Origin of the sequence: Terrimonas alba (assembly GCF_042434975.1) — a bacterium.
Taxonomy (GTDB): domain Bacteria; phylum Bacteroidota; class Bacteroidia; order Chitinophagales; family Chitinophagaceae; genus Terrimonas_B; species Terrimonas_B alba.
Map to the genome: position 1 here is coordinate 152699 of NZ_JBHMQM010000008.1, position 24926 is coordinate 177624.

The following is a 24926-nucleotide window of genomic DNA, read 5'->3' on the forward strand; positions in this document are numbered from 1 at the left end:
GTCGTAGCAATTATTTTTAGTGATCTCAGGCTAATTACCCAAATCAGAACGGACGGTATTTATGTTCGCTTCGCTCCATTTGAACGATCATTTAAAAACTATTCCTGGCATACTATACAGGAAGTTTTCGTGAGCAAATTTAATCCGGTTACTACTGGCGGGGGTATTCGTTTTGCTCCTTGGGAAGAGCCTATATCTTTTCAGGTGACACAGGATTACAAATTATTTTTAAAAATGGTGAGAGGCTTCTTATCGGAACCCGACATCCAGACGAAATGAAAAGTGTCCTCAGTAAATTAGGTCGCGGATGAGGTCAATTGTCCCTTGGCAATTAGTCATAAATAACCCCGGCACTTTAGACTGATACGCTAACAGTGCCGGGGTTTCTGCAATTATTTAAAAAACTTACTGTTTTACTTTTTCAGTCACTTTCGATTTCACAGGTTTAGTTGTCTTAACTCCTTCCGGTTTTAATGTTGACGCAAGTTTGATCGCTTCGTAAGCATTGATCACGCCGCCAGTTTTGCTGATGTCTGACAGATCAACTTCTTCACCGGTTCCCGGATCTTTTACTTTTACGCCCGGATTCTGTGCTGATTTTTCAATCACTGTTTTTACCTGTTCAGGACTAAGTTTTGGATAATATTGAAAGATAAAAGCTGCCAATCCCGCAACGACAGGTGAAGCCATACTTGTTCCCTGCAAATTTTGATAAGTATTACCCCCCGGAACTGTTGAGTAAATTTTTACGCCGGGAGCAAATACATCTACTTCTTTTTTACCATAATTCGAGAAACTTGCTGTCAGGCCACCTGCTTTCGGATCGCCGCTGGCGCCTACCGTGATCCAATTAGGGGCTCGTTTACCGTCTTCAAAAACTACACTAGGATAGTTTTCAGTGCTGTCAAGATTTTGATGGCTATTGCCTGCCGCATGAACCAATAACACTCCTTTACTTCCTGCATATTTAACAGCGTCGTCTACCCATTTTTTTTCAGGAGAGAAGCCTTTACCGAAGCTCATGTTAATGACTTTTGCGCCATTATCTGTGGCATAACGTATGGCCAAAGCAATATCCTTGTCATGTTCATCACCATCCGGCACGGCACGGACTGTCATAATCCTCACATTATCCGCTACACCATCCATTCCAATGCCATTATTCCTGATGGCTCCTATAATTCCAGATACATGGGTTCCGTGTAAGGCGGCATTTTTGCTGACCATTACATTGCTGTTGCCGTAAAACCTGTCGTTGATGTCGTTGTAATTATCCTTAACGATTTCATTGCGATAATCTTTGGGCGCCCGATCAACAGCTTCAAATTTATTGATGTCAGCTTCCAATTCATCGAGGATCATTTGATTGGAAATATCGTCATTATCGTTGCCTTTGCAGATAGATGACAGAATGGTTTTTACTTTTTTTGCCTGGTCGCTTAAAGGGGTATAGCTGCTGAGGTCTTTACAATTGTATTCTTCTTTGCTGAGATCTTTGCGGATGATGGAGTCTCCGAGTTTTAGCTCCTTGTACATTCTTTTTACCTGGATCACTTCAAAGGGATTGATATCGCCCACCACATCAAACTTTGCTTTCAACCACATTTTGTATTCCTTAGTATCGTCGACAGAAAGGGTGCCGGATGCAGCATCTTTTTCCTCCCATTTGCTTTTGAGACGATGGTATACTCTTGCTGCTTCGTAAGAGTCTTTTTCTACATTTCTGCCGTCCCGACCACCGAGGAAGTTCCAGCCATAGATATCATCCACATAGCCGTTATTATCATCATCAATACCATTTCCGGGAATTTCTTTGGGGTTTTTCCAAAGAATTGATTTCAGATCTTCATGCAGGGTATCAACACCTGAATCGATAACCGCAACGATAACCGGGGAACTCTTAATATTTTTTGATTTAACGAACTCGTAGGCTTTATCTATGCTGATCCCGTAATAACCATCTTTTTTCTGATCCAGCAAATGCCAGCCTTTTGGCACTTCGTTTTTTTGGGAGAAAGCAGCAACGTTAATCAAACCTCCTATGGCAATCAAAAGGGTACGACTCAGTAAACTCTTCATTTTCTTACTTGTTATTATATTTTATTACAAAATTGGGTAAAGTCTCAAAAATAGTACTTACCATTCATACTATTAGATAATAAAAACCCTGCAACTTCCCGGTCTGCAGGGTTTTTTATGATTTTTTTGACGTTGTTTCGTCACTATTGGTTGCTTAGTTTCAATTCAACACGCCGGTTTTCAGCTCTTTCCGCGGGAGTTTTACCTGGGTTTAAAGGCCTGTCGGCCCCAAATCCAATGGCTGTCAACCTGCTGGAGTCGATTCCCTTTGACTTTAAATAATCTTTTACAGTGTTGGCTCTTTTTTCAGACAACCTCATGTTTACCTCGTAACGACCTTCACTGCTGGTATGTCCTTCAATAGCAACTTTAATGTCAGGATTATCTTTCAAAATGTTTGCTACTTCATCCAGCACTTTAAATGAGCCTGATTGCAGTTCGGCACTGTTGACCTTGAATTGAATCCGTTTGGCAGCGTATTCAACTTTTTCTACAATTTCTTTTTTGATCTCTTCGGGGCAGCCATTTCTTTCGGCTACACCTTTTACATCGGGGCATTTATCTTCTTCATCGTTGATGCCATCGCCATCTGTGTCTGGTATAGGGCATCCCTGGTAGCGTCCCAGCCCAGCTTGTTCGGGACACTTGTCTTCTTTGTCACTAATTCCATCTTTGTCAGTGTCAGCGTATGGACATCCTGCATTGTCTTTTGGTCCGGCTATATCAGGGCATTGGTCATCTTTATCCAATACGCCATCATTGTCTTTGTCAAGATAGGGACAGCCATTATTTTCTACAGGTCCGGCTTCGCCGGCGCATTTGTCGTCACTATCCTGGATGCCATCATTATCTGTATCAGGACAGCCTAAGAGTTTGGCAGGTCCGGCTATGTCGGGACACTTATCTGTTTTATCGGGAGTTCCGTCACCATCTTTATCTTTCGGAACCAGGGGAACTTGTTTGCCCAGGAATATTCCCAGCGTTGCACCCATTACCTCATGTTTGTAATTGGTGGCTGTATAATCTGTGGGTTTGTAAAAATCGTTTAAGCCACGGCTGTAATTGGCTGTCAGGAAAACACGGCCAAATTCAAAACCTGCCAAAGCATTAACTCCGTAATTGAAGATGGCGTATTTACCCGATCCTTTTCCAATGGGCAGATCATCATTTTCGTCGGTTGTAAGTCTCACGTCTACGAGCACATTTTCTTTTTTATCAAAACCATCATAAAAAAAGGAAATATAAGGTCCGCCGCCGAGAATGAAGTTGATCTTTTTAGCCAACTTTATTTTGTAAACGATATTTAAAGGGAGATCAATATAGTTTACAAACTGCTTTCTCGTTTCATAATATACAGTATTGACTACGGAATCAGATAATAGAGGTCGTTTAAAGACTACTGTGGAATCGGAAGGAGAGTTTTTATAGTTTCTGCCTTTTGTGAAGAAAATCACACCAGGTTGGAAATAGAAGTTTGACCTGTCATTGAAACGAAGGTCAGCAATAAATCCAAAGTGAGCCCCGTTGCGGTTTGAAAAATTGTTCTTTATCGTATCCCAACCGGGAATGTTATTATCCTCAATCACTTTGGACTGGTGGAAGCCACCAAGAATTCCAACCCTCAATTGTGCATTTGAAAAAAGAAAACACAGAAAGCTTAACGCCACTACAAGAGAAATCCTTTTCATGGATAACAGTTAGTTTTAAGGATATTGTTTTGCTGTAAAAATTACTAATAATTAGCAGAAAACAAAGGAATTAGCAAAGTATATCCCGATAGAGTATACCAACGTTATACTTTGCTTTTTAGTATTTAAACAGTGAATTTTATTCCCTGTGCCAAGGGTAGGTTTGTGCTGTAATTGATCGTGTTTGTCTGCCTGCGCATATAAATCTTCCAGGCATCGCTGCCGCTTTCCCGGCCGCCGCCAGTTTCTTTTTCGCCGCCAAAAGCACCGCCAATCTCGGCACCGGAAGTACCAATATTTACATTGGCTATACCGCAATCGCTACCTGCGGCGGATAGGAATTGCTCCGCTTCCCGCAGATTCAGTGTCATGATAGAAGATGACAAACCCTGCGGTACACCATTTTGGATAGCGATGGCTTCCTCCACGGTTTTATATTTCAACAAATAGAGAATAGGGGCAAAGGTCTCATGCTGCACGATATTAAAGTCAGGTTTTGCTTCGGCCACACAGGGTTTGACATAGCAGCCACTTTCGTAACCATTGCCTTCCAGCACACCACCTTCCACCAAGAATTTTCCTCCTTCTTTTTTACATGCCTCAATTGCATCGAGATACATTTTTACAGCATCTTTATCAATCAATGGGCCTACATGATTTTTTTGATCAAGCGGATCGCCGATTGAAAGTTGCTGATAAGCACTGATCAATTTAGACTTTACATTTTCATAAACGTCTTCGTGAATAATCAGGCGACGTGTAGTGGTACAACGTTGGCCTGCTGTACCCACAGCGCCAAAAAGCGAACCTAGGATTGCAATATCGAGATCCGCATCTTTAGAAATGATGATAGCGTTATTGCCGCCCAACTCCAATAAAGCTTTCCCTAAACGGGCGCCTACTGCAGCACCGACGGCTTTCCCCATTCGGGTTGAACCAGTGGCCGATACCAATGGGATTCTTGTATCATTGCTCATCCATTCGCCAACTTCACGACCTCCAACTACCAAACCACTGACACCCTCCGGCACATCGTTTTTAGCAAATACTTCTTTTATTATATGCTGGCAGGCAACACCGCATAATGGTGTTTTTTCTGAAGGCTTCCAAATACACACATCGCCACAAACCCAAGCCAGCATCGAGTTCCAACTCCACACGGCAACGGGAAAATTAAAAGCAGATATGATACCCACAATACCTAATGGATGGTATTGCTCATACATTCTGTGGCCGGGTCGTTCACTATGCATGGTAAGACCATGAAGCTGTCTTGACAACCCAACTGCAAAGTCGCAGATATCGATCATTTCCTGCACTTCGCCATATCCCTCCTGTAAACTTTTTCCCATTTCATAGGATACCAGTTTTCCCAGTGGCTCTTTATACTGCCGTAAGGCTTCACCTATTTGTCTTACAACTTCGCCCCGTTTAGGAGCGGGCCAGGTACGCCATTCCAAAAAAGCCTGTTCAGCTTTTTTAATTACTGCTTCATAGCTTTCTTTATCAGCAGCAACTACCTTTCCAATTAATTTTCCATCCACCGGAGAAATGGAACTGATCGTTTCCCCGGTGGATTTAATCCAATTAACACCTGTTCCGACGCCGGCATTTATGTCGTCTATGTTTAAGACTTTCAGAAATTCCATAGAAAAATTTTTGAAGTGCAAAGTTAGTGAGAGTGTCTAAGGTTTAATGTTTAAAGTTACCGTTTACCGCAATGGCCATCCATCAATGCAATTGGAAATCACCTTAAATGTTGCTCCTTAAACCGGATTGTCAATATTGTTCTGATTCGTTAGGGAAGTCGTTTGACTTTACATCCGTGATATATTGCTGTACAGCTTTTGTAGCCTGTTCATGTATATTCAGGTATTGACGAAGGAACCGTGGTTTAAATTCAGTATTGATGCCCAACATATCATGCATTACCAAAACCTGGCCGTCGCAATAACCACCGGCACCTATACCAATGGTGGGGATATGTAAGCCTTGTGACACCTCCTTTGCTAACATGGCAGGAATTTTTTCCAGCACGATCGCAAAACAACCAGCCTCTTCCAGCAATTTCGCATCTGTTTTCAGCTTCTCGGCTTCGGCTTCCTCTTTTGCCCTTACTGCATAAGTACCGAATTTATAAATAGATTGAGGTGTAAGTCCCAAATGACCCATAACAGGAATGCCGGCCGAAACTATTTTTCGAATGGCATCCAGGGCCTCTGCACCGCCTTCCAGTTTGACGGAATGTCCACCTGTTTCTTTCATGATGCGTATTGCAGATGCTAATGCTATATCCGAATTGGATTGATAAGAACCAAAAGGAAGATCCACTACCACCAAACATCTTTCGACGGCTCTGATCACAGAACAGGCATGATAAATCATTTGGTCCAGTGTAATGGGCAGTGTGGTCTCGTGACCGGCCATTACATTGCTGGCTGAGTCGCCAACTAATATGACATCTATCCCTGCAGAATCAATGATCTTGGCAAACGAATAATCATAAGCCGTGAGCATGGAGATTTTTTCTCCGGCCTCTTTCATTTTTTGCAGCGTGTTGGTCGTGATTCGTTTTACTTCTTTGTTTACAGGCATGGACCCAGGATTGAAAGAATTTTAAAATGATTGGCGAAAGATAAATGATTTCCTTTTAATCCTTCTCAATCATACTAATCGTGGTTCTCTTACTTCCTCGTAAAGTGTATGAATAAGACCATCGGCCAACCCTATCTTGGGAACGAATATCTCTTCGGCATCAGCCCAACGCATGACATTAATATAAATCAGCAAGGCCGGCACAATTACATCGGCCCTGTCTTCCCTGAATTTATATAGGCTCATGCGCTGATCCAAAGAAAGGTTGCTAAATTCTTTGTAGTAATCACGGAGTAATTCAAGCGAAAGAGGTTTTCCCTCCTTGCGTTTTGAAATCGAAAATACTTTATTGATATTACCGCCCGAGCCAATGGCGGAAACATGGTGATAGCCTTTGGTTTTTGTTTTAATGAATTCCTTCATGGTGTCCCAGGTCGCTTCCGATACCTGGTTTTTTAATAACCGGATCGTACCGATATTAAATGATTCTTTAAAGATCAACTTACCGTCACTAAAAAAAGTAAGTTCGGTACTTCCACCACCTACATCAATGTATAAGTAGGATTCGTCACGGGTTAGACCTTCAGCAAAATGGTTTTCGTAAATAAAAGAAGCCTCTTCCTGGCCGCTGATAATTTTTATATCAATTCCTGTTTCTGCTTTCACTTTTTGAATGATTGCTTTGCCATTGGATGCATCCCGCATGGCCGACGTAGCGCAGGCTTTCAGGTGCTTTACGCCATATACATCTAACAATAATTTGTAGGATAGTATTGTTTTGACAACATTATCGGCTTTAGCTGCCGATATCTCTCCTTTGTCAAATACATCAAATCCAAGGCGCAGTGGTACACGTACGAGAGCTACTTTCAAAAATTCGGGAGTGTTGCCCGGAGCGCTGGCAATCACATCGCTGATCAGCAGTCTTGCCGCATTACTTCCTATATCAATGGCTGCCAGTCTCAATGGGTGTCAATGTTTTTTTATATAAATAATCATATGTTTCAACCTGTGAACGAATTTTCTTTTTGGTACTTTGCACGTATTCATTCTTCAATTCATTGTCAAGCCATCTTGCCTTCACATTATCCTGTAGCTGAATATTTAGAATATCTTTTAGCTCTTGTTTGATCCCCGGATCCCAAATAGGACAAGTGACCTCTACACGATGTTCCAGGTTGCGCAACATCCAGTCAGCCGAAGATATATAAACTTTTTCTTTGCCCCTGTTGTGAAATACCCACACCCGTGCATGTTCCAAATATTCATCTACAATACTGATGGCCTGTACGGGGCGTTTAAATTTTTTACTCTCCGACAGCATACAAAAAATGCCGCGAATAATCAGTTTAACAGCAACGCCTTCCCGGGCGGCTTCGTTTAATTTTTCGATCATTCCTTCGTCAGAAAGTGAATTCATTTTTAAAATGATGCCGGATGGTTTATGCTTTTTTGCGTTCCTGATTTCATTGTCGATCAACTTGTAAATTTCTCTCCGCATAATATGCGGACTGGGAATTATGATCTTGCAGCTTTTTAATGACTGGCCATCCATCCTATAATGTTCAAGGTAATTGAATACCCTGCTCACATCTGCCATTATTTTAGGATTAGAAGTAAGCAGGCAGTGATCCGCATATACCTTTGAGGTTTTTTCATTCAGGTTGCCCGTACTTACAAATCCATATAAAACATTTTTATCCTTAATTTTTTTACGGATCAGGCAGATTTTTGCGTGCACTTTCATATTTGGCATACCTACCAACACTTTTGCCCCTTCATCTTCCAATCTTGTTTTCCATTCCAAATTTGCTTCTTCATCAAAACGGGCACGGAGTTCCAGCATAACAATCACTTCCTTTCCATTTCTTACGGCATTAACCAATGCGTTGATGATTTTTGACTGAGAGGCCAGCCTGTAACAAGTAATCTTGATAGTGCTGACATCCGGATCAATAGCTGCTTCACGAATAATGTCTATAAGAGGAGTAAAAGAATGATAGGGCAGGTGAAGCATAATGTCTTTTTCCAGCACCACATCAGATACCCGTCTTTCCATCAATAGCGGGTGATAGAAGGGATCTTTCCGTGGCTTTTTTATTTTAAAAACCTGCTCCGGAAAATCCATAAAGTGCCGGAAGTTGTGGATGCGGCCACCTGGAATGAGATTGTCTTTTTTAGATAGATTTAAACGACGGGTGAGGTACTCAAGCAAACCCGGGTCCATCTCTCTATCATAGACAAAGCGAACCGGCTTGCCTTTGCGCCGGTTTTTCAAACCCTTTTCAATTTTTTGAATAATATTCGTTGATACGTCGCTATCAATATCCAATTCGGCATCTCTCGTCACTTTAAATACATGAGCAAAATATTGGTCGTATCCAAAGTAGGAAAAAATTTCAGGCAAGTTGAACCGGATCACATCTTCCAATAAGATGATACGATGCTCTTCGGGTTTGGAAGGAAGGATGACAAATCTTCCCAGTACCCGGCTTGGCACTTCAATCAATGCGTACTTTTTTCTCAAGGCACTTTCCTTCTTCCACATTACAACGGCGAGATAAATAGATTTATCTCTTAGATTAGGAAGCTGTGGGATATTTTCAATCATCAGCGGGATAACATTTGAGCTCACTTCCTCATCATAGTAATCCCTGACGAATTCCTGTTGTTCGGGTGTAAGCTCCGTTTCTGTTACCAGGTGAATTTTCTGGTGTTTCATCTGCCGCTGCACATCATCCCAAATCCTCGCAAATTCACTTTGCTGGTTTAGCACCGTCATTTGAATATCATCCAGTATCTGTTGGGGGTCTGCTTCCAGATGCATATTGGCCTTTCCGCTGACCTGCATCATTCTTTTTAATGTGGCCACTCTCACACGAAAAAACTCATCGAGATTGTTTGAAAAAATTCCCAGGAAGCGTATTCTTTCCCGAAGCGGCACTGTATGATCCGCCGCTTCCTGCAGAACCCTTGCGTTAAATGAAAGCCAGCTTATATCTCTTGCAATCGTCTTTTGCTTTACATGCGTCATTGAAAATGCCGATTTACGATAAAATTAAATAACAAGAACAAGAGATCGTATTAAGATTTCAAGAAATGGAGATAATTCTTATTGTAGAAAAGATCAAACAGCAGTTTTCATTTTTCTCTTATTGTACCAGGGAAGGGTAGCGAAACTAAAAATACCAGCAATAAAAATGACAACGGTTTGCGCCAGCCAAAGTAGCCATCCAAAGGCGACGGCAATACTTTGCTGCAGCCCATACATTTGCATAGTGGCTTCAATTAAATAGGCATATGCACCGATGCCACCCGGTGTAACAATCATGCCTATGCTGCCTGCGGAAAGAACGGTAAAAGCCTCCCTGATTCCGTAATGTTCAGTTTCATGCAATGCAAGAAATCCTATATAGCCGCCGGATAAATAAAGACACCAGAGTATTAATGTAAGAAAGAGAAACCGGCCCCTTTTTTTAAGATGCTGAATCGTACTAAGTCCTTGCCAAATCCTGCTGCCAATTTTCCGCATGGCAATGCCAAGATCTTTAAAGGTTTTCTTTTTTATAATCATCCACAACCCGATCAAAAGAACAATGCCTCCTACAGTAATTAAGGCGATAATATAACCCGGCGTTTTTTTAGACTCATCCTTTACATCGCCGTTAAAAATTGTATCGATAATTTGGGAATACAAACCCGGCTGAATGGCAAGTGTAATACAAAACACCAGCAACAGTGAAAGGGCATCAATTAACCTTTCAAGAATGATGGTACCGACTAATTTGTCAGCAGGTATTTTTTCATAACGGGCCAGGATCGTACATTTCAGTACCTCTCCAAGTCTTGGCAGCGCCTGGTTTGCCAGGTAGCCAACCATCACTGCAAAAAACATATTCAGCTTATCGGGATGGTAACCCAGCGGTTCCATCAACAGGCGCCAGCGCAATGTTCTTACATAATGACTAAGTAATAAAATGATGAAAACCGGGGCAAACAGGTAAAGCCGGGCATTGGTTAGTGCGGAGCGGATTTCCGATAATTTTTCATTGTCAATATCCTTTATAGACCACCATACCAGGAAAGCCCCCAGGCCAAGCAAAAAAAGATATTGGAGTATAATGAAAATCCTCTTATTCATGGCCTCAAAGTATAACTATGTCACCAACAAATCAATATCGTTTCGGTAAATAAATGGTCAACATTAAAGTTTATTTCCATCTTTTGGAAAAACAATCCAGGGTTTAAATTTTTTTGCTTCTTCAAAATTCATGGTGGCATAAGAAATGATGATCACAATATCACCAACAGCGACCTTGCGGGCTGCCGGTCCGTTCAGGCAGCAAGTACCTGAGCCCCGCTTACCTTTGATTACATAGGTTTCCAGCCTTTCACCGTTATTAACATTTACTACCTGCACTTTTTCGTTTTCTATAATATTCACCGCATCCATCAGGTCTTCATCAATTGTTATACTACCCACGTAATTTAAATTGGCTTCTGTAACAACTGCGCGGTGAATTTTTGACTTAAATACTTCTATCTGCATCGTACAAAATTAGATCTTTTAAAAACAGTAGCAGGCCAGGTTTAGTTCAGTATGACATTATCAATAAGCCGGACGCCATTCATAAAAGCTGCGGCGAGAGTTACTAATTTTTCTTTGCCATCCCAATTGTCTTTTATTTGAAGTGTGTCAGCATTAGCAATTTCAACGTAGTCCACTTTGAATCCTTTTGCTGAAAGATTATTGGCGGCTTGCTTTTTTAACGTTGTCAAATCACCTTTTTGGAGATTTTCTTTTACAAAGTTTAATGCCTGGATGATTGCTGTTGCTTTTGTTCGCTCATCTTTTGTGAGACGCATATTCCGGCTACTCATGGCCAAACCATCTGGCTCGCGAAGGGTGGGAGAGATGTTCAGTTTCGTTAGGTTGTTAAAACCTGTTAACTCAATCAGTTTTTTTATCACCATACATTGCTGGTAATCCTTCTGACCGATATAGAGATTGTCCGGTCTTACAATTTCAAGCAATCGGTGAACGATCATGCATACGCCCTGGAAATGACCGGGCCTGTATTCGCCTTCCAGGATTTTTTCCAGGTATCCCAGGTCGTAATGCTTAGTGTTGGTTGCCCCATCAGGATACATTTCGGTGACAGAAGGGAGCAACAAAACGTCTGTGCCAGCAGACTCCAGCAGCATTATGTCTTGCTCCAATGTGACAGGGTATTTTTCAAAATCAGCAGGATCGTTGAATTGTGTTGGGTTTACAAAAATGCTGCAGGCGGTGATATCATTCTCTTTTTTTGAGCCGTTAATAAGAGACAAATGACCTTTATGCAAGGCTCCCATGGTAGGTGCAAAGCCAATTTTTTTCCCATTTTTTCGCTGTAAGTCAAGATAGTTTTGAAGGTCTTTTACTTTTTTAAATAGAACCATGGTTGGGGTAATTAGTGCTAAAAATCGGCGCAACTTAATTATTCCTTGTAAAAAATAGTACCTTCGCCCACGTTTTCTAAAAAACGTTTCATTTAAAAGGGACTACATGTCAGCAAAAAAAAGGATTTTATTTATTGCCAACGAAATGTCACCCTACCTGGAATTGACAGAATTTTCAGAGATCGTCAACAAGTTGGCAATAAAAGCGAACGATAATGGATTTGAAGTTCGCTGTATCATGCCTCGCTTTGGAACCATTAATGAACGTCGCCACCGGCTCCATGAAGTTGTGCGTTTATCGGGTATCAATGTTTCTGTTGACAACGATGATATGCCGCTCCAGATAAAAGTGGCATCACTACCCAGCGCCCGGTTACAGGTTTATTTTCTTGAAAATGAAGAGTTATTTAAACGGAAATATATTTTTCATGACGAAAACGACAAATGGTTTGAAGATAATGGGCTGAGGACAATTTTCTTTTGCAAAGGAGCCCTGGAAACCGTAAAAAAATTTGGCTGGCCTCCCGATATTATTCATTGCAGCGGGTGGATGACGGGCCTTATTCCTGCCTACCTGAAAACAATTTATAAAAAGGAACCGGTATTTGCGCACAGCAAAACAGTTTTTACAATTGGTCAAAATACATTTAAGGAAAAGCTCGGTCCTGACTTTTTGAAGAAAGCTCTTATACATCCTTCTCTGAAAGAAAAAGATTTGGAAGTGTATAAAGAAGCCACCAATACTGCTATGTTCAGGGGTGGAGCAACATTTGCCGATGCTATTACTTTCGGCGCCGATAAAGTTGAAAAGAAGCTGTTAGAAGAGTTCACCAAAGTAAGGGGGAAGAAAACTTTACTTCATAATGAAGAATCTGATTTAACAGAGTATTTACAACTCTATGGCGATCTTGCGGGGAAGTAACATTTTACTAATTACGGATAAATTTTTTTTGTGAAGCATAAATACCTGGCACTTACGCTTGGATCTATTACCAGCATCATTTTATTGGTTTCCTGCAAAAAAATTAATGAGTCCACATCTTTGGGTGGCGATTTAATTCCGCCCGTGGATAATATCAATACATTCGATACTACCCTGGAAGTACAAACTTTCAATGACACATTCACGGTACTGACAGATACACTCAGGTATAACAGTGCGTTTACAAATTTTTTGGGTCAGATCAATACGGATCCATTCTTTGGCAAAACCGATGCGAAGATTTTTCTTGAATTGAAGCCCCCAAGCTACCCTTATACCTTTGCTAATAAACCGGATAGCCTGCATATTGATTCGGTGGTGCTGGTGTTAAACTATGTGGAGACATATGGTGATACGTTAACTCCACAAACTGTCAATGTATATGAAATACCACAGAGCAGTGATTTTGGCGATACTTCTTATACAGTTAGAAAAAGTGATTATGCAAAAGGAACTTTGCTTGGTTCCCGAACTATAGATCCCCGTACATTAAATGATTCTGTAAAAGCTTTCGAGGATACTACAGCCAACCAACTGCGCATTCGCCTTGACGATTCGTTTGGTCAGCGCCTTTTAAGCTATGATTCAATTAAAGGCGGGCTTAACGGAGCGTACAGTACCGATTCTGCTTTCCGTACCTTTTTCAAGGGCTTTGCTTTAGAATCAGTAAGTGGAGATGCTATTATGGGATTCGACCTCATGGGTACCAATACCAAGCTGGCAATCTATTACCGGTATGATAAAAACACTGTGATGAACGCTGATACAACCGTCGCTTATTTTCCTTTTTCTGGAAATACGGCAGGATCGGCCTCGGCTAATTTCATAAAGAGAGATTATGCAGGAACACCGTTGGAAGCGTCGGTAGGTGGAGCCACGCCGGATGATCTTGTTTACATACAGAACTCCCCGGGTTCGTTTGCCACCATTAAAATTCCGGGACTCGGCGGTTTGAACAATAGGGTTGTTCACCGGGCGGAGCTGATCATGGAGCAAGTGTATGACCCGAAGGATACAATTTTCTCGTCAACGAATCTTTATCTTGATGCCTATGATTCGTCGGTTAGTGCGTATCGGACCATTCCGTACGATGTTTCACTGGATGTTAGCGGCAATGCAAACTTGAGTGCTTTTGGCGTTAGTCCATTTATTAATTCCAAAGATGCTGCTGGCAACAGTATAAGGACCTGGCGGTTTAACTTAACGAGATATGTGCAACATGTGGTAAACGATACGGAGCCGGTCTATGATCTTCGCTTGTTTGCACCTGTATATATTAACGAGCTATACCGGACTGGCCCGGCAGGCACTGACAGTAAATTACTCAGCCAAACGGTTGGAGCTCCCTTGTCTGTCAATGCCGCAGCCGGTAAGGGGAGGGTAAGATTGGGCGGTGGAAACCACCCCACACAAAAGATGAAATTGAGGATTGTTTATTCAAAAATTTAGTGGAAAACCTTTAAATGTTGAATAGTATCGGGTGCTATCTTTGCACCCGATTTATTTTATAGACTAACCCATATTTTAAAACTTAAAGTTTATCTATGCCTTACTTGTTTACTTCTGAAAGTGTTTCTGAAGGCCACCCGGACAAGATAGCCGACCAGATATCAGATGCTTTGATTGATAATTTTCTTGCTTTTGATCCACAAAGCAAAGTTGCCTGTGAAACGCTGGTGACTACCGGCCAGGTTATGTTGGCAGGTGAAGTAAAATCGAAGGCGTATTTAGATGTCCAGGAAATTGCCCGTGAAGTTATTCGTAAGATCGGTTATACCAAAAGCGAATACATGTTCGAGGCCAGTTCCTGCGGTGTTTTATCCGCCATACATGAGCAATCGGCTGACATCAACCAGGGTGTTGACCGTAAGAAAAAAGAAGAACAAGGTGCAGGTGACCAGGGAATGATGTTTGGTTATGCAAGTAATGAGACAGCCGACTATATGCCTCTCGCATTGGACATTGCTCATAAATTGTTGATAGAATTGGCCGCATTGAGAAGAGAAAATAAGCAGGTCAAATATTTGCGTCCTGATGCCAAAAGCCAGGTTACGCTGGAATATGATGATAATAACAAGCCCGTTCGTATTGATGCGATAGTTGTATCAACCCAACACGACGATTTTGATTCAGAATCAAAAATGTTGGCAAAGATCAAGGCGGATATCATCAATATTCTGATCCCCCGTGTAAAATCGAAGTATAAGAAGTACGCCAAATTGTTCAATGATGATATCAAGTACCATATCAATCCTACTGGTAAGTTTGTAATTGGCGGACCGCATGGTGATACGGGATTGACAGGTCGTAAGATCATTGTGGATACCTATGGTGGTAAGGGTGCACATGGTGGTGGTGCTTTCAGCGGCAAAGATCCCAGCAAAGTAGACCGCAGCGCAGCGTACGCCACAAGACATATCGCCAAAAACCTGGTAGCTGCCGGTCTTGCTGATGAAGTATTAGTGCAGGTGTCATATGCAATTGGTGTTGCCCAGCCTACCAGTATCAACGTAAACACATATGGTACTGCCAAAGTTGAAATGAGTGATGGACAGATAAGCAAAATAGTAGAATCTATTTTCGACATGCGTCCTTACTTTATTGAGCAACGTTTGAAACTGCGCAATCCCATGTATAGCGAAACAGCAGCTTATGGACACATGGGCCGTGAATCAAGAGTTGTTGAGAAAACGTTTGTTTCTCCCGATGGCAAGAAAGTCACAAAGAAAGTTGAGCTGTTTACCTGGGAGAAATTGGATTATGTGACAAAAGTTAAAAAGGCCTTTGGATTAAAGTAACCTCACCCAACCCTCTCCAAAGGAGAGGCTTAAGCCCTGCAGATTTGAATAAGCTGCAGGGTTTATTTTTTAAAACTGTTTAAAACAGCAAAAGATGAGTGAAAATAACCCTTGGCAGGTATTAGCAGAAAAGCCAGTATATGACAACAAATGGATCAACGTAACAGAGTACGATGTCATTAATCCGAATGGAGGGAAAGGAATTTATGGAAAGGTGCATTTTAAGAATTTAGCCATTGGAATAGTTGTATTGGATGAGGCTTTGAATACTTACCTCGTTGGTCAATACCGGTTTGCAATTAATGAGTATAGTTGGGAAATACCGGAAGGAGGCGGACCATTGGATGTCGATCCATTAGACTCCGCTAAGAGAGAGTTGTTGGAAGAGACCGGGCTGGTTGCCCAAGATTGGACATTGCTGTTAAAAATGCATCTTTCTAATTCGGTTTCTGACGAATATTCGGTCATTTACCTTGCCCGCCAATTGGAGCAACACACAGCGATGCCTGAAGAAACGGAACAATTGGCGATTAAAAAAATTCCCTTTGAAGAGGCATGGAAAATGGTAGAACAAGGGGAAATAACAGATGCCGTGTCAATAGCAGCGATCCAAAAAGTAAAATGGATGCTAAGAGATGAAGGAGAAAAAGAGTTGAAGGCTAAGCGTTAGAAAGAGGAAAAGAGAAAAGGAGTAAGGCCGAAGAGATTTCTTTAAGCATAATTCCTGATACTTGCAGTTACAATCATATTGCTTTAAAAAGTTCAATAAGCGCTGAAAACTATCAGCATAACTCTGTCACCTCCTTTTCTCTTTTGATCTCTTAGCCTTAGCTTTGCCCGGTGAAAAATTTCAGACATCAGCAGCGTCCTAAAAAAAGTTCGTTAATCATTGGGCGAAGGCAGGTAACAGAGGCTTTGAAAAGCGGTCAGCAACTTGATAAAATATATCTTGACTCCAAAGCACAGGGCCTGGATATTGTTGAAATAAAACGACTGGCCGCACAGCAGGGCGTACCCGTTAACCTGGTGCCGGTAGCTAAATTAAACGGCTTTAACGTCAGCAATCATGACGGTTGCGTGGCCCAGATCGCAAGAGTTCAATACTACGATTTGCAGCAGGTAATTTCATTTGTTACGGACAAAGGAAAAGCGCCGCTCTTCCTCATACTTGATGGGATTACAGACATCAGAAATATTGGTGGCATTGCCCGAACCGCATTTTGTACCGGCGTTGATGCCATTATTATTCCTGACAAAGGTGTAGGCGCATTAAACGAGGATGCTATTCTTACTTCTGCTGGTGCATTGGAAAAAATACCGGTTTGCCGTGTCAATAGTTTAATGAAGGCAGTAGATGAATTGCATCTGAATGGCATAAAAGTTTTTGCCAGTGAGATGACTGCTAAAAAAAATATTTACGACTGCGATTTCACGGAACCTTGCGCAATAGTAATGGGAGGTGAAGAACATGGAATCTATCCTGCCTTAATGAAAATATGTGATGAAAAAATTAAGATTCCCATGAAAAACGAATTTGAAAGTCTGAACGTGTCGGTAGCAACCGGGATGATATTGTACGAAGTAATGAAACAACGACTTTAAATTTTTCAATATCGCTCAACATCTCAAAGAAGGCAGGGGCTCAACTTCATAAATTATAAGCTTGTTATTCGGCTTTCTCTTTTCGGGGCGTATATAGGATGCCGGCAAAAAAACCATTGCTATCATGTGAGGGATTTCTTTTGATGCCTGCCATATTTCCATTGGAGACATGAAAATGCCTGATGCCGGATTGGAGTGTAAGTGTCGATGACAATTTTATTTCTGCACCTATTCCATATTTGGAAGTGAAATTAAACCGGGTGCCTACCCTGGCAGTATCTGCTTTCCAACCGGTTCCCGTTAAAGGGAATTTTTCGATACTGTATGAAACGCCTGCTCCATATTCAAAAAATAACCTCATCTTTTTTGTAACCAGCGGGTACCACCTTGCAAATGGCCGGAAGCCAAAACCACAGGTACTGTTTATTTTATCTTTAAAATAAAAGGCATTCCATCCAAAGCCGGCGGACAGCCATTTTCGAAGATCATACAACACGCCGATTTCATTTTGAACTACACGGGTATAAGGAAATTTGTAACCAAAAGAATACCCACCTTCCTGGTAGAAAGCAATCCTCTTTTGAAACAATGGATCTTTTTTTGAAAAAATAACACAAGCGGCCACCCCGGCAGAGCCCCATGCGAAACCAAACGCCGATGATAATTCAAAAGGTTTTAACCCCAAAGGATCCTGGTGCCATTTTGTAAAGGGAGGGTAAAGCGATTGGCATTTTCCCTCCCGGATGGTTAATGATAGTGCAACAAGTACATAGAGAACTGTTGTAGGGCCATATTTAAACAAAGAGAACATAATCATTTTGATTTGGTATTGCCCCTGATTGAAATTCCAAATGAGAAATTATCTATAGACCGGTGAAGCGAAGAATTTGTCAGGTCCGAGGAGTGACTGTATTGCAGGGTAAATAGAATATTTTTCCAACCTGCCCGAAACAGTAAGGCAGGTTCCCACATCAAATGAAAAGGTTCGTCGTACAAACTGTTTAATTGTTTACCACTGAATTGTTCCCTGTCGGTGCTAAACAGCGTATCAGAAACATTGAAATTTACACCGGCAAATCTTGAAGCAAATACTAATTGAACAGTCTTGTCATCATTGCCGACAGCTATAGCCGGTTGAATAAAATAATGGCCGAGTTTTATTGTGGAGTGTCCTGTATAGTGATAATTGGTAATTTTCCCGGTTCCCAGCCCCGCATACGTTTCGAAGGTCCAGAGTTTGTCAATTTTTTTGATATAGCCCGACATCAATTCGAATCTGTTATACTCAATCATTTTCATGCCTGCATCTTTGTGTCTCCCGGTAGACACACTTACTCCAAGCGCCACGTTTTTCCATGGCATATAGGCGGCTTGCCCTTCCAGGCCATTAAATTTATTTCCCGAAGCTCTTAGCAGATTAAAATTCAGATCCTGTTTTTCTGAAACCAGCGGCAGATGTGGTGCAGTTGGAATGTAATAAATATTTTCCCTTTGCCTGTTTTCGTTTACGTAATATGGATCGTCTATTACGGTTCCCGGATAACAGGAAGAAAACAGGGTCAGGCAAGCACTTGCCAGGGCAATAGTATTTTGCCAGCTTATTACCTTTTTCATAATAAATAGTTTTGGGAAAATGCCTACTCTTTTGCAGGTTTTCGGCATGGCCTGTGTCTGTCCTATAGGATTATTTCTTTGTCAACCTCATCATCAGGTCAGCCTGGAGGTTGCGGAGTTTTTCTTTTTTGCCATTAATGATGAATTTCTTTTTGACCAGGGCTCCCACCACCGTTCCAACGATAGCTCCTGTGACGCCAAGCCCGATGCCACCGCCGACTGCTTTTTCTCCAGCCGTCATAGCGAACGAATTTTGTATAGCGACAGAAATGGTTCCCAAACCCAAAAAATCTGTTGACGGATCGGGGTATTGGGCAATTGGATCATCTCCACTTGCCAGGCCTATCACTACGCCCGTTACAGCACCAATCCCAAGCCCAATCAATGCTCCCTTCAGAACACTATTTTTCCGTTTGATGGTGAAGGATTTAATGTTTTCGGCAGGTATGCTCATTATTTCAGCAGGAGACAATGAGTTGACATTTGTTTTTGTAAACCGACTTATTGCCAACCCATCGGTGGTCATGCCAGGATAGACAAGACCCTTTACCAACATGTTATCCGTGGTTTTGATCTTTGCAATGAAGTTTTTAAACTTTTTTTCGGTTTGTGCCGAATCAGTTTGCGCCGCAGCGATGATTGAAGAAAGACCGGCAATAAGTAGAAGAAGCTTTCTCATAACTGGGTGGTTTAGGTTATTAATGGTTTGCGGCATAAAGCTATTTTGCTTCCTCACAGCTTCCTAATTGAGAAATAAGTGACCTGCCATGGGCTTTTGCTAAATAACACATAGTGGGTATGTTTTACCAACCGGGAATTGGATTTTGCCAAAATTGAGGTTACATTTATACAAGAGTCGCATAGTTTGCAAAACAAGAAACACCCGGTTTGCAATTTTTACTAAAATAGCCACTATGTCACCGGAGGCGGTTCAACAGGTTTTTTTTAACCACATTAAAAGCATTTTACCTCATCATCTCTCAATAGTAGATGAAGTCGCCAGTCTTTTAGATATAAGCAATGACAGTGCTTACCGGAGAATGAGAGGAGATAAGCCATTATCATTCGAAGAGGTTCAAAAACTCTGCGTCCATTTCAATATTTCACTCGATAGCATTTTCCACCTGGATACAGATACCTATATTTTTTCCGGCAAGTTGGTAAGCCCGGGCAATTTTCATTTCGAATTATACCTGAAAAAGATGTTGGCGGATATCGAAATGATTAAATCCTTCGAGGGAGCGGAGTTCTTTTTTTTGAATAAAGATGTGCCGCTTTTCTATCTGTTCCAGATACCGGAATTGGCTGCGTTCAAATTTTTCTTTTTTATGAAAACCATACTCAGCTATCCCGACCTGGTGACTGAGCGGTTTTCGATCAGTAAAATTCCTGAATCACTCAAGACAATCGGCAAAAAAATTACGGAGACCTATTGCCAGGTGTCATCCACGGAAATTTGGAATGTACATGCAATAGATACTACCCTTCAGCAGATCGATTATTACCGGGATAGCAGGGTTTTTGAAAATAAGGAAGACATTCTGTATACTTACGACTGTATGAAGGAAGTAATAAGGCACGTTGAGAAGATGGCTATCATCGGGAAAAAATATCCACTGTTCCTGAATGAAAATTGGGGCGGAGCTGCCTATAAACTTTATAACAACGAAGTTTATTTAGGAGACAATACGATATTGGTAGACTCCCGGAAATTCAAAATCGCCTTTATAAACCACAGCGTCATCAATTATTTGGGAAGCCGCAATGCCGAATTTTGTAATCACATTTATCATTCTATCCAAAACATAATGCAGCGCTCAATGCTCATCAGCTCTACCGGCGAGAAGGAAAGAGCACGGTTCTTTAATCAAATGCGGGAAAATATCGATCGCCGCCGGAAGATCGCTGAACAGATGGACTACTGATCTGTTTCTTACCTTTGTTGTAGATTTTTTACATGACAGATCATACTTTAATCAAACTTGTCGAATGCCCACGGGATGCTATGCAGGGTTGGAAGACATTTATTCCCACCGAGAAAAAGGTAGCTTATATCAACTCACTGTTGAAGGTAGGATTTGATACGATTGATTTCGGAAGTTTTGTTTCTCCCAAGGCTATTCCTCAAATGGCCGATACCGCTGAAGTATTAAAAAGACTGCAACTGGATAATAGTAAATCAAAATTGCTTGCCATTGTAGCTAATCAGCGTGGTGCCGAAGATGCCAGCCTGTATGATGAAATAACTTACCTGGGATTTCCTTTTTCCGTCTCTGAAACGTTTCAGCAACGTAATACGAATTCGTCCATTGCAGAGTCGCTCGGCCGGGTGGAAGAGATGCAAAACCTTTGCATCAAAACAGGCAAAGAGCTGGTGGTTTACATTTCTATGGGGTTTGGAAATCCATATGGAGATCCATACGACGAAGACTTTGTTTTCGAATGGGTCAACCAATTGGTAGCATTGGATATTAAAACCATTTCACTGGCTGATACGGTTGGAGTTGCTGAAGCGGGGCAGGTGTACGATATGACCAATTACCTGGTTGAGTCGTTGCCGGGGATAGAGATTGGTGTTCATCTTCATTCTACTCCTGCTAATTGGGAAGAAAAATTACAGGCTGCTGTTAATGCAGGATGCAAACGTTTTGACGGCGCTTTGAAAGGAATTGGAGGTTGTCCCATGGCAGATGATGAACTGGTCGGCAATATGAACTCCGAATTAATGATTGAATATTTCAGGGAAAAAAATTTGCTGCCTCCGTTGAATGAAGACGCATTAAAAGAAAGTTTGCGGATAGCCGGGGAGATCTTTGTGTAAAGAACAAGATTACAAGACACAAGGGACAAGGTACAGGACATTTAAACTTATCAACTTATCACGATGGATTTCATGTTGAATTTTGAACCTAAAAAGCTATCAAAGCCGATCAATTACCAGGATAAATTACTGTTAATAGGATCCTGTTTTACAGAGCATATCGGTAATGCATTAGGCAATGCAAAATTTTCATTGGTGCAAAATCCCAACGGTATTTTGTTTGACCCCGTAAGTGTTTGCAACAGCCTTATCTCTTATATCCACAATAAAAAATATACAGGAGCTGATCTTTTTCAATTAAACGAAGTCTGGAATAGCTGGCAACACCATAGCCGTTTTTCTCATATGGATAAAGATGAAGGATTGCACATCATCAATGAATCGCAGCAAAGAGCCCATGAATTTTTAAAACAAGCAGATTGGGTGATTATCACATTGGGGTCTGCATTTTCCTATCGGCTCACTGAATTAGCTGAGTCTTCGAAAGCCTCCCCTTTGGGGGGAGGTTTGGAGGGGGCCGTGGCCAACTGTCACCGGGCGCCGGCGCAATGGTTCAATAAACATTTGCTGACCATCCCGGAGATCATTGAGTCGCTGGATCTCTGCATGCACCAGCTATTTCAATTTAATCCAAACTTGCAGATCCTTTTTACCATTAGCCCCGTCAGGCACCTGCGGGATGGCGTAGTAGAGAATAATCGCAGTAAGGCGAGGTTGATCGAAGCAGTCCATCACATGGTTAATAAATTCGGCAAACTGCATTATTTTCCGGCTTACGAGCTGGTGATTGATGTATTGCGTGATTACCGGTTTTATGATATTGACTTTGCTCATCCCAATTACCTGGCGACAGATTTTGTATTGCAAAAATTTAGCGCATCCTGTCTTGATGATGAAGCAAGGCAAATAATGGAAGAATTGAAAAAGATCAGCATTGCCAGGAAACACAGGCCGGTTCAACCAGCGACGAATGCACACCGGCAATTTTTAAAGTCGCAGGCTGATAAAACAAAGGAATTGCAGGCAAAATATCCTTTTCTTGATTTGAAAGAAGAGCTTGAATATTTTAGCTCTTAGTATCAGGCCTCAGTTATCTTGTACATCGTGCTGGTATGGTATGTTTCTCCCGGCCGCAATACAGTATTGGGAAATGCAGGAATATTGATTGCGTTCGGCTGCTTTTGTGTTTCAAAACAAAGGCCGCTAAAAGGTCCGTAATTTTTCCTTGTGATGCCGTTTAATTGCGGTATCCATTTACCAGTATAAAAATGAACCACAAGTTCGTTAGTGTACACTTCAAGTTGTAGCCCGGATTGATTGGAGTAAGCAGTTGCAGCAAGTGTTAGCTTACCAGTATCTTCATTATCTAATACAAAAGTTTGATCATATCCATCAGCAGCAATCCAGTCCTTGTCTATTTGTTTAAAAATGCGAAAGTCATATTGCGTGTTAGCTACAGCTATGCTTTTACCGGTTACAACAAAGTTGTCATCCTGCTCCAGGATTGACGCAGCATTGATCTTTACCATATGTTTACCGATCGTTCCCTCTCCATTGTCAAGATTGAAGTAGCTATGGTGAGTCAGGTTAACAGCAGTTGGTTGATCTGTTTTTGCAGTATACTCATAGATCAGCTCATTATTGTCTGTAAGTTCAAATTCAATCGTCACGTCAAGATTGCCCGGGTATCCTTCTTCGCCATCCGCACTGCGGTATTTTAATGCAAGCTTATTGTCCGTATGGGAAAGAGGTGTCCATACTTTCTTGTCGAAACCTTCATGCCCGCCATGCAGATGATCGGTGATTTTATTTTTTGCTACCGAATAGATTTTCCCGTCAATGCTGAATTCACCACCCTTGATCCGGTTGGCATACCGGCCGATGGCAGCGCCAAAATAAGGATAGCCATCGAGATATTTTTTTGATAAATAATCTTCAACATTGTCAAAACCCAATACAATATCATTGATGGTCCCATCCCGTTGTTTGACTTTGAAAGAGGTGATGATAGCTCCATAGTTGGTAATAGAAACTTCAGTTTCTTTTGCATTGCTTAATGTAAACAAATAAATATCTTCACCCCGTAAATTTGTGAAACAATATTTCTTATTCGGCTTTTTCATGGCTTAAAAATAACTCAAGACTGATGACAAAAAGTGAATTGCAGGAAAACTTCCGCAATCGTTTCCATAAAGATGCTACTCATTTTTTCTTTTGCCCCGGACGTGTTAATTTAATTGGTGAGCATATCGACTATAATGGTGGGAAAGTGATGCCCTGTGCTATTTCAAGGGGAACTTTCCTGGCCATTGCAAAGAACGCTGATAAAAAGTTGAGATTTCAATGCCTCAATTTTCCTGAAACCGCGGAGCTGCACTTGCAAACATCCTATGCAAAAACAGGAAAAGAATGGTTTAATTATCCGCTGGGTTCCATTAACCAGTTATTACAAGAAGAACATATCATTTCCGGATTGGATATGTTGTTTTACGGCAACCTGCCGATCGGCGCCGGACTGTCTTCATCAGCTTCTATCGAAGTGCTGACCATGTTTGCGGTAAAGGAGCTTTTTCAACTTGATGTTTCCAATATAGAAATTGCAAAGCTTGGTAAAAAAGTGGAGAACGAGTTCATTGGTCTTAATTCCGGCATCATGGATCAGTTTGCAGTGGCAATGGGAAAGAAAAATAAGGCGATTTTGCTAAACTGTGATTCACTGGAATACGAATACCTTCCTTTTGAAATCGGCGATTATGTGTTAGCTATTATTAATAGCAATAAGCCCCGGACATTAGCCGATTCGAAATACAACGAGCGGTTCAGGGAATGTGGCGCTGCTTTGAAGCTGTTGAAACAGGAACTTACGGTTACTCACTTATGCGATATTGACTCCGGCACTTTTCATACGCACAAGCATTTGATAGGCGACGCTGTTCTCGAAAAAAGGGCCCTGCACGTTGTCACTGAAAACGAAAGAGTAAAAGAGGCTAAAAACGCTTTGGAATTAAATCAGCTGGATCGGTTTGGGGAGTTGATGTATACATCCCATCAATCTTTGCAGGAGTTGTACGAAGTATCCGGAAAGGAATTAGATACCATAGTTGAATTTTGCAAAACTTACGATGGTTGTATTGGTGCAAGGATGACTGGTGCAGGGTTTGGTGGTTGCGCTATTGCTCTGGTGAGGAAAGAAAGTTTTGATGATTTTTCGGCCGGATTGGTGAGTTTTTATAGCGACAAAATAGGGTATGAGCCTGAAGTGTTTGCTTCAGTGATCGATGATGGCGTGAAAAGTTTATAATCTT

Annotated in this window: 22 protein-coding genes; 9 read left to right on the forward strand and 13 right to left on the reverse strand. The window is 41.5% G+C overall.

Annotation, left to right across the window (positions count from 1 at the left end):
- Positions 1 to 405 precede the first annotated feature (405 nt).
- The 9 genes from ACFEL9_RS21820 to panC all read right to left on the reverse strand — a co-directional run bounded on the left by ACFEL9_RS21820 (position 406) and on the right by panC (position 11804).
- A complete protein-coding gene (locus ACFEL9_RS21820; protein WP_385894571.1) occupies positions 406 to 2079 on the reverse strand; it encodes a S8 family peptidase in 1674 nt (557 codons plus the stop codon).
- A 143-nt stretch (positions 2080 to 2222) separates the two neighbouring features.
- A complete protein-coding gene (locus ACFEL9_RS21825) occupies positions 2223 to 3767 on the reverse strand; it encodes an OmpA family protein (protein ID WP_385894573.1) in 1545 nt (514 codons plus the stop codon).
- 125 nt (positions 3768 to 3892) lie between these two features.
- Positions 3893 to 5416, reverse strand: coding sequence for an L-piperidine-6-carboxylate dehydrogenase (gene amaB, locus ACFEL9_RS21830; protein ID WP_385894574.1), 1524 nt, complete (start codon positions 5414 to 5416; stop codon positions 3893 to 3895).
- A gap of 130 nt (positions 5417 to 5546) precedes the next feature.
- On the reverse strand, positions 5547 to 6362 hold the full coding sequence (panB, locus tag ACFEL9_RS21835) for a 3-methyl-2-oxobutanoate hydroxymethyltransferase (RefSeq protein WP_385894576.1): 816 nt from the start codon (positions 6360 to 6362) through the stop codon (positions 5547 to 5549).
- A gap of 69 nt (positions 6363 to 6431) precedes the next feature.
- Entirely contained in the window at positions 6432 to 7328 is an 897-nt protein-coding gene (locus ACFEL9_RS21840) for a Ppx/GppA phosphatase family protein (protein WP_385894578.1), read from the reverse strand.
- Positions 7309 to 9396 (reverse strand): polyphosphate kinase 1, encoded by a 2088-nt coding sequence (gene ppk1, locus ACFEL9_RS21845; protein ID WP_385894579.1) that lies wholly within the window; start codon positions 9394 to 9396, stop codon positions 7309 to 7311. Before ppk1 ends, ACFEL9_RS21840 begins: the two co-directional genes overlap by 20 nt.
- Positions 9397 to 9489: 93 nt before the next feature.
- On the reverse strand, positions 9490 to 10503 hold the full coding sequence (locus ACFEL9_RS21850; RefSeq protein WP_385894581.1) for a lysylphosphatidylglycerol synthase transmembrane domain-containing protein: 1014 nt from the start codon (positions 10501 to 10503) through the stop codon (positions 9490 to 9492).
- A gap of 63 nt (positions 10504 to 10566) precedes the next feature.
- Positions 10567 to 10911, reverse strand: a complete 345-nt coding sequence (gene panD / locus ACFEL9_RS21855; protein WP_385894582.1) for an aspartate 1-decarboxylase — start codon at positions 10909 to 10911, stop codon at positions 10567 to 10569.
- 41 nt (positions 10912 to 10952) lie between these two features.
- Positions 10953 to 11804 carry a pantoate--beta-alanine ligase gene (gene panC, locus ACFEL9_RS21860; protein WP_385894584.1) on the reverse strand — a complete coding sequence of 284 codons (852 nt, stop codon included), beginning with the start codon at positions 11802 to 11804 and terminating at the stop codon, positions 10953 to 10955.
- Between the two features lie 106 nt (positions 11805 to 11910).
- Here panC and ACFEL9_RS21865 point away from each other — a divergent pair, with 106 nt between their 5' ends.
- The 5 genes from ACFEL9_RS21865 to rlmB all read left to right on the forward strand — a co-directional run bounded on the left by ACFEL9_RS21865 (position 11911) and on the right by rlmB (position 17186).
- Positions 11911 to 12726 carry a glycogen/starch synthase gene (locus tag ACFEL9_RS21865; RefSeq protein WP_385894586.1) on the forward strand — a complete coding sequence of 272 codons (816 nt, stop codon included), beginning with the start codon at positions 11911 to 11913 and terminating at the stop codon, positions 12724 to 12726.
- 30 nt (positions 12727 to 12756) lie between these two features.
- Positions 12757 to 14235 carry a DUF4270 domain-containing protein gene (locus tag ACFEL9_RS21870; protein WP_385894588.1) on the forward strand — a complete coding sequence of 493 codons (1479 nt, stop codon included), beginning with the start codon at positions 12757 to 12759 and terminating at the stop codon, positions 14233 to 14235.
- Between the two features lie 95 nt (positions 14236 to 14330).
- Entirely contained in the window at positions 14331 to 15584 is a 1254-nt protein-coding gene (metK, locus tag ACFEL9_RS21875) for a methionine adenosyltransferase (protein WP_385894590.1), read from the forward strand.
- Between the two features lie 94 nt (positions 15585 to 15678).
- Positions 15679 to 16254, forward strand: coding sequence for an NUDIX domain-containing protein (locus tag ACFEL9_RS21880; protein WP_385894592.1), 576 nt, complete (start codon positions 15679 to 15681; stop codon positions 16252 to 16254).
- A gap of 170 nt (positions 16255 to 16424) precedes the next feature.
- Positions 16425 to 17186, forward strand: coding sequence for a 23S rRNA (guanosine(2251)-2'-O)-methyltransferase RlmB (gene rlmB, locus ACFEL9_RS21885; protein WP_385894593.1), 762 nt, complete (start codon positions 16425 to 16427; stop codon positions 17184 to 17186).
- A gap of 64 nt (positions 17187 to 17250) precedes the next feature.
- Here the strand turns inward: rlmB and ACFEL9_RS21890 are convergent, their stop codons facing one another.
- From ACFEL9_RS21890 to ACFEL9_RS21900, 3 genes are all read right to left on the reverse strand, one after another.
- Entirely contained in the window at positions 17251 to 17997 is a 747-nt protein-coding gene (locus ACFEL9_RS21890; RefSeq protein WP_385894595.1) for an acyloxyacyl hydrolase, read from the reverse strand.
- Positions 17998 to 17999: 2 nt separating this feature from the next.
- A complete protein-coding gene (locus ACFEL9_RS21895; RefSeq protein WP_385894597.1) occupies positions 18000 to 18800 on the reverse strand; it encodes a hypothetical protein in 801 nt (266 codons plus the stop codon).
- A 70-nt stretch (positions 18801 to 18870) separates the two neighbouring features.
- Positions 18871 to 19479 carry a hypothetical protein gene (locus ACFEL9_RS21900; RefSeq protein ID WP_385894598.1) on the reverse strand — a complete coding sequence of 203 codons (609 nt, stop codon included), beginning with the start codon at positions 19477 to 19479 and terminating at the stop codon, positions 18871 to 18873.
- Positions 19480 to 19714: 235 nt separating this feature from the next.
- Here ACFEL9_RS21900 and ACFEL9_RS21905 point away from each other — a divergent pair, with 235 nt between their 5' ends.
- The 3 genes from ACFEL9_RS21905 (at position 19715) to ACFEL9_RS21915 (ending at position 22698) form a co-directional block, all read left to right on the forward strand.
- Positions 19715 to 20725, forward strand: a complete 1011-nt coding sequence (locus tag ACFEL9_RS21905) for a helix-turn-helix domain-containing protein (RefSeq protein WP_385894600.1) — start codon at positions 19715 to 19717, stop codon at positions 20723 to 20725.
- Positions 20726 to 20757: 32 nt separating this feature from the next.
- The gene (locus ACFEL9_RS21910) at positions 20758 to 21621 is read left to right on the forward strand and encodes a hydroxymethylglutaryl-CoA lyase (RefSeq protein WP_385894601.1); all 864 of its coding nucleotides are present in this window, start codon (positions 20758 to 20760) and stop codon (positions 21619 to 21621) included.
- A 63-nt stretch (positions 21622 to 21684) separates the two neighbouring features.
- A complete protein-coding gene (locus ACFEL9_RS21915; protein WP_385894602.1) occupies positions 21685 to 22698 on the forward strand; it encodes a GSCFA domain-containing protein in 1014 nt (337 codons plus the stop codon).
- 2 nt (positions 22699 to 22700) lie between these two features.
- Here ACFEL9_RS21915 and ACFEL9_RS21920 read toward each other — a convergent pair whose 3' ends face one another.
- Positions 22701 to 23744, reverse strand: a complete 1044-nt coding sequence (locus tag ACFEL9_RS21920; protein WP_385894603.1) for an aldose epimerase family protein — start codon at positions 23742 to 23744, stop codon at positions 22701 to 22703.
- A 23-nt stretch (positions 23745 to 23767) separates the two neighbouring features.
- Here ACFEL9_RS21920 and ACFEL9_RS21925 point away from each other — a divergent pair, with 23 nt between their 5' ends.
- Positions 23768 to 24922, forward strand: a complete 1155-nt coding sequence (locus ACFEL9_RS21925) for a galactokinase (RefSeq protein ID WP_385894605.1) — start codon at positions 23768 to 23770, stop codon at positions 24920 to 24922.
- Positions 24923 to 24926 lie beyond the last annotated feature (4 nt).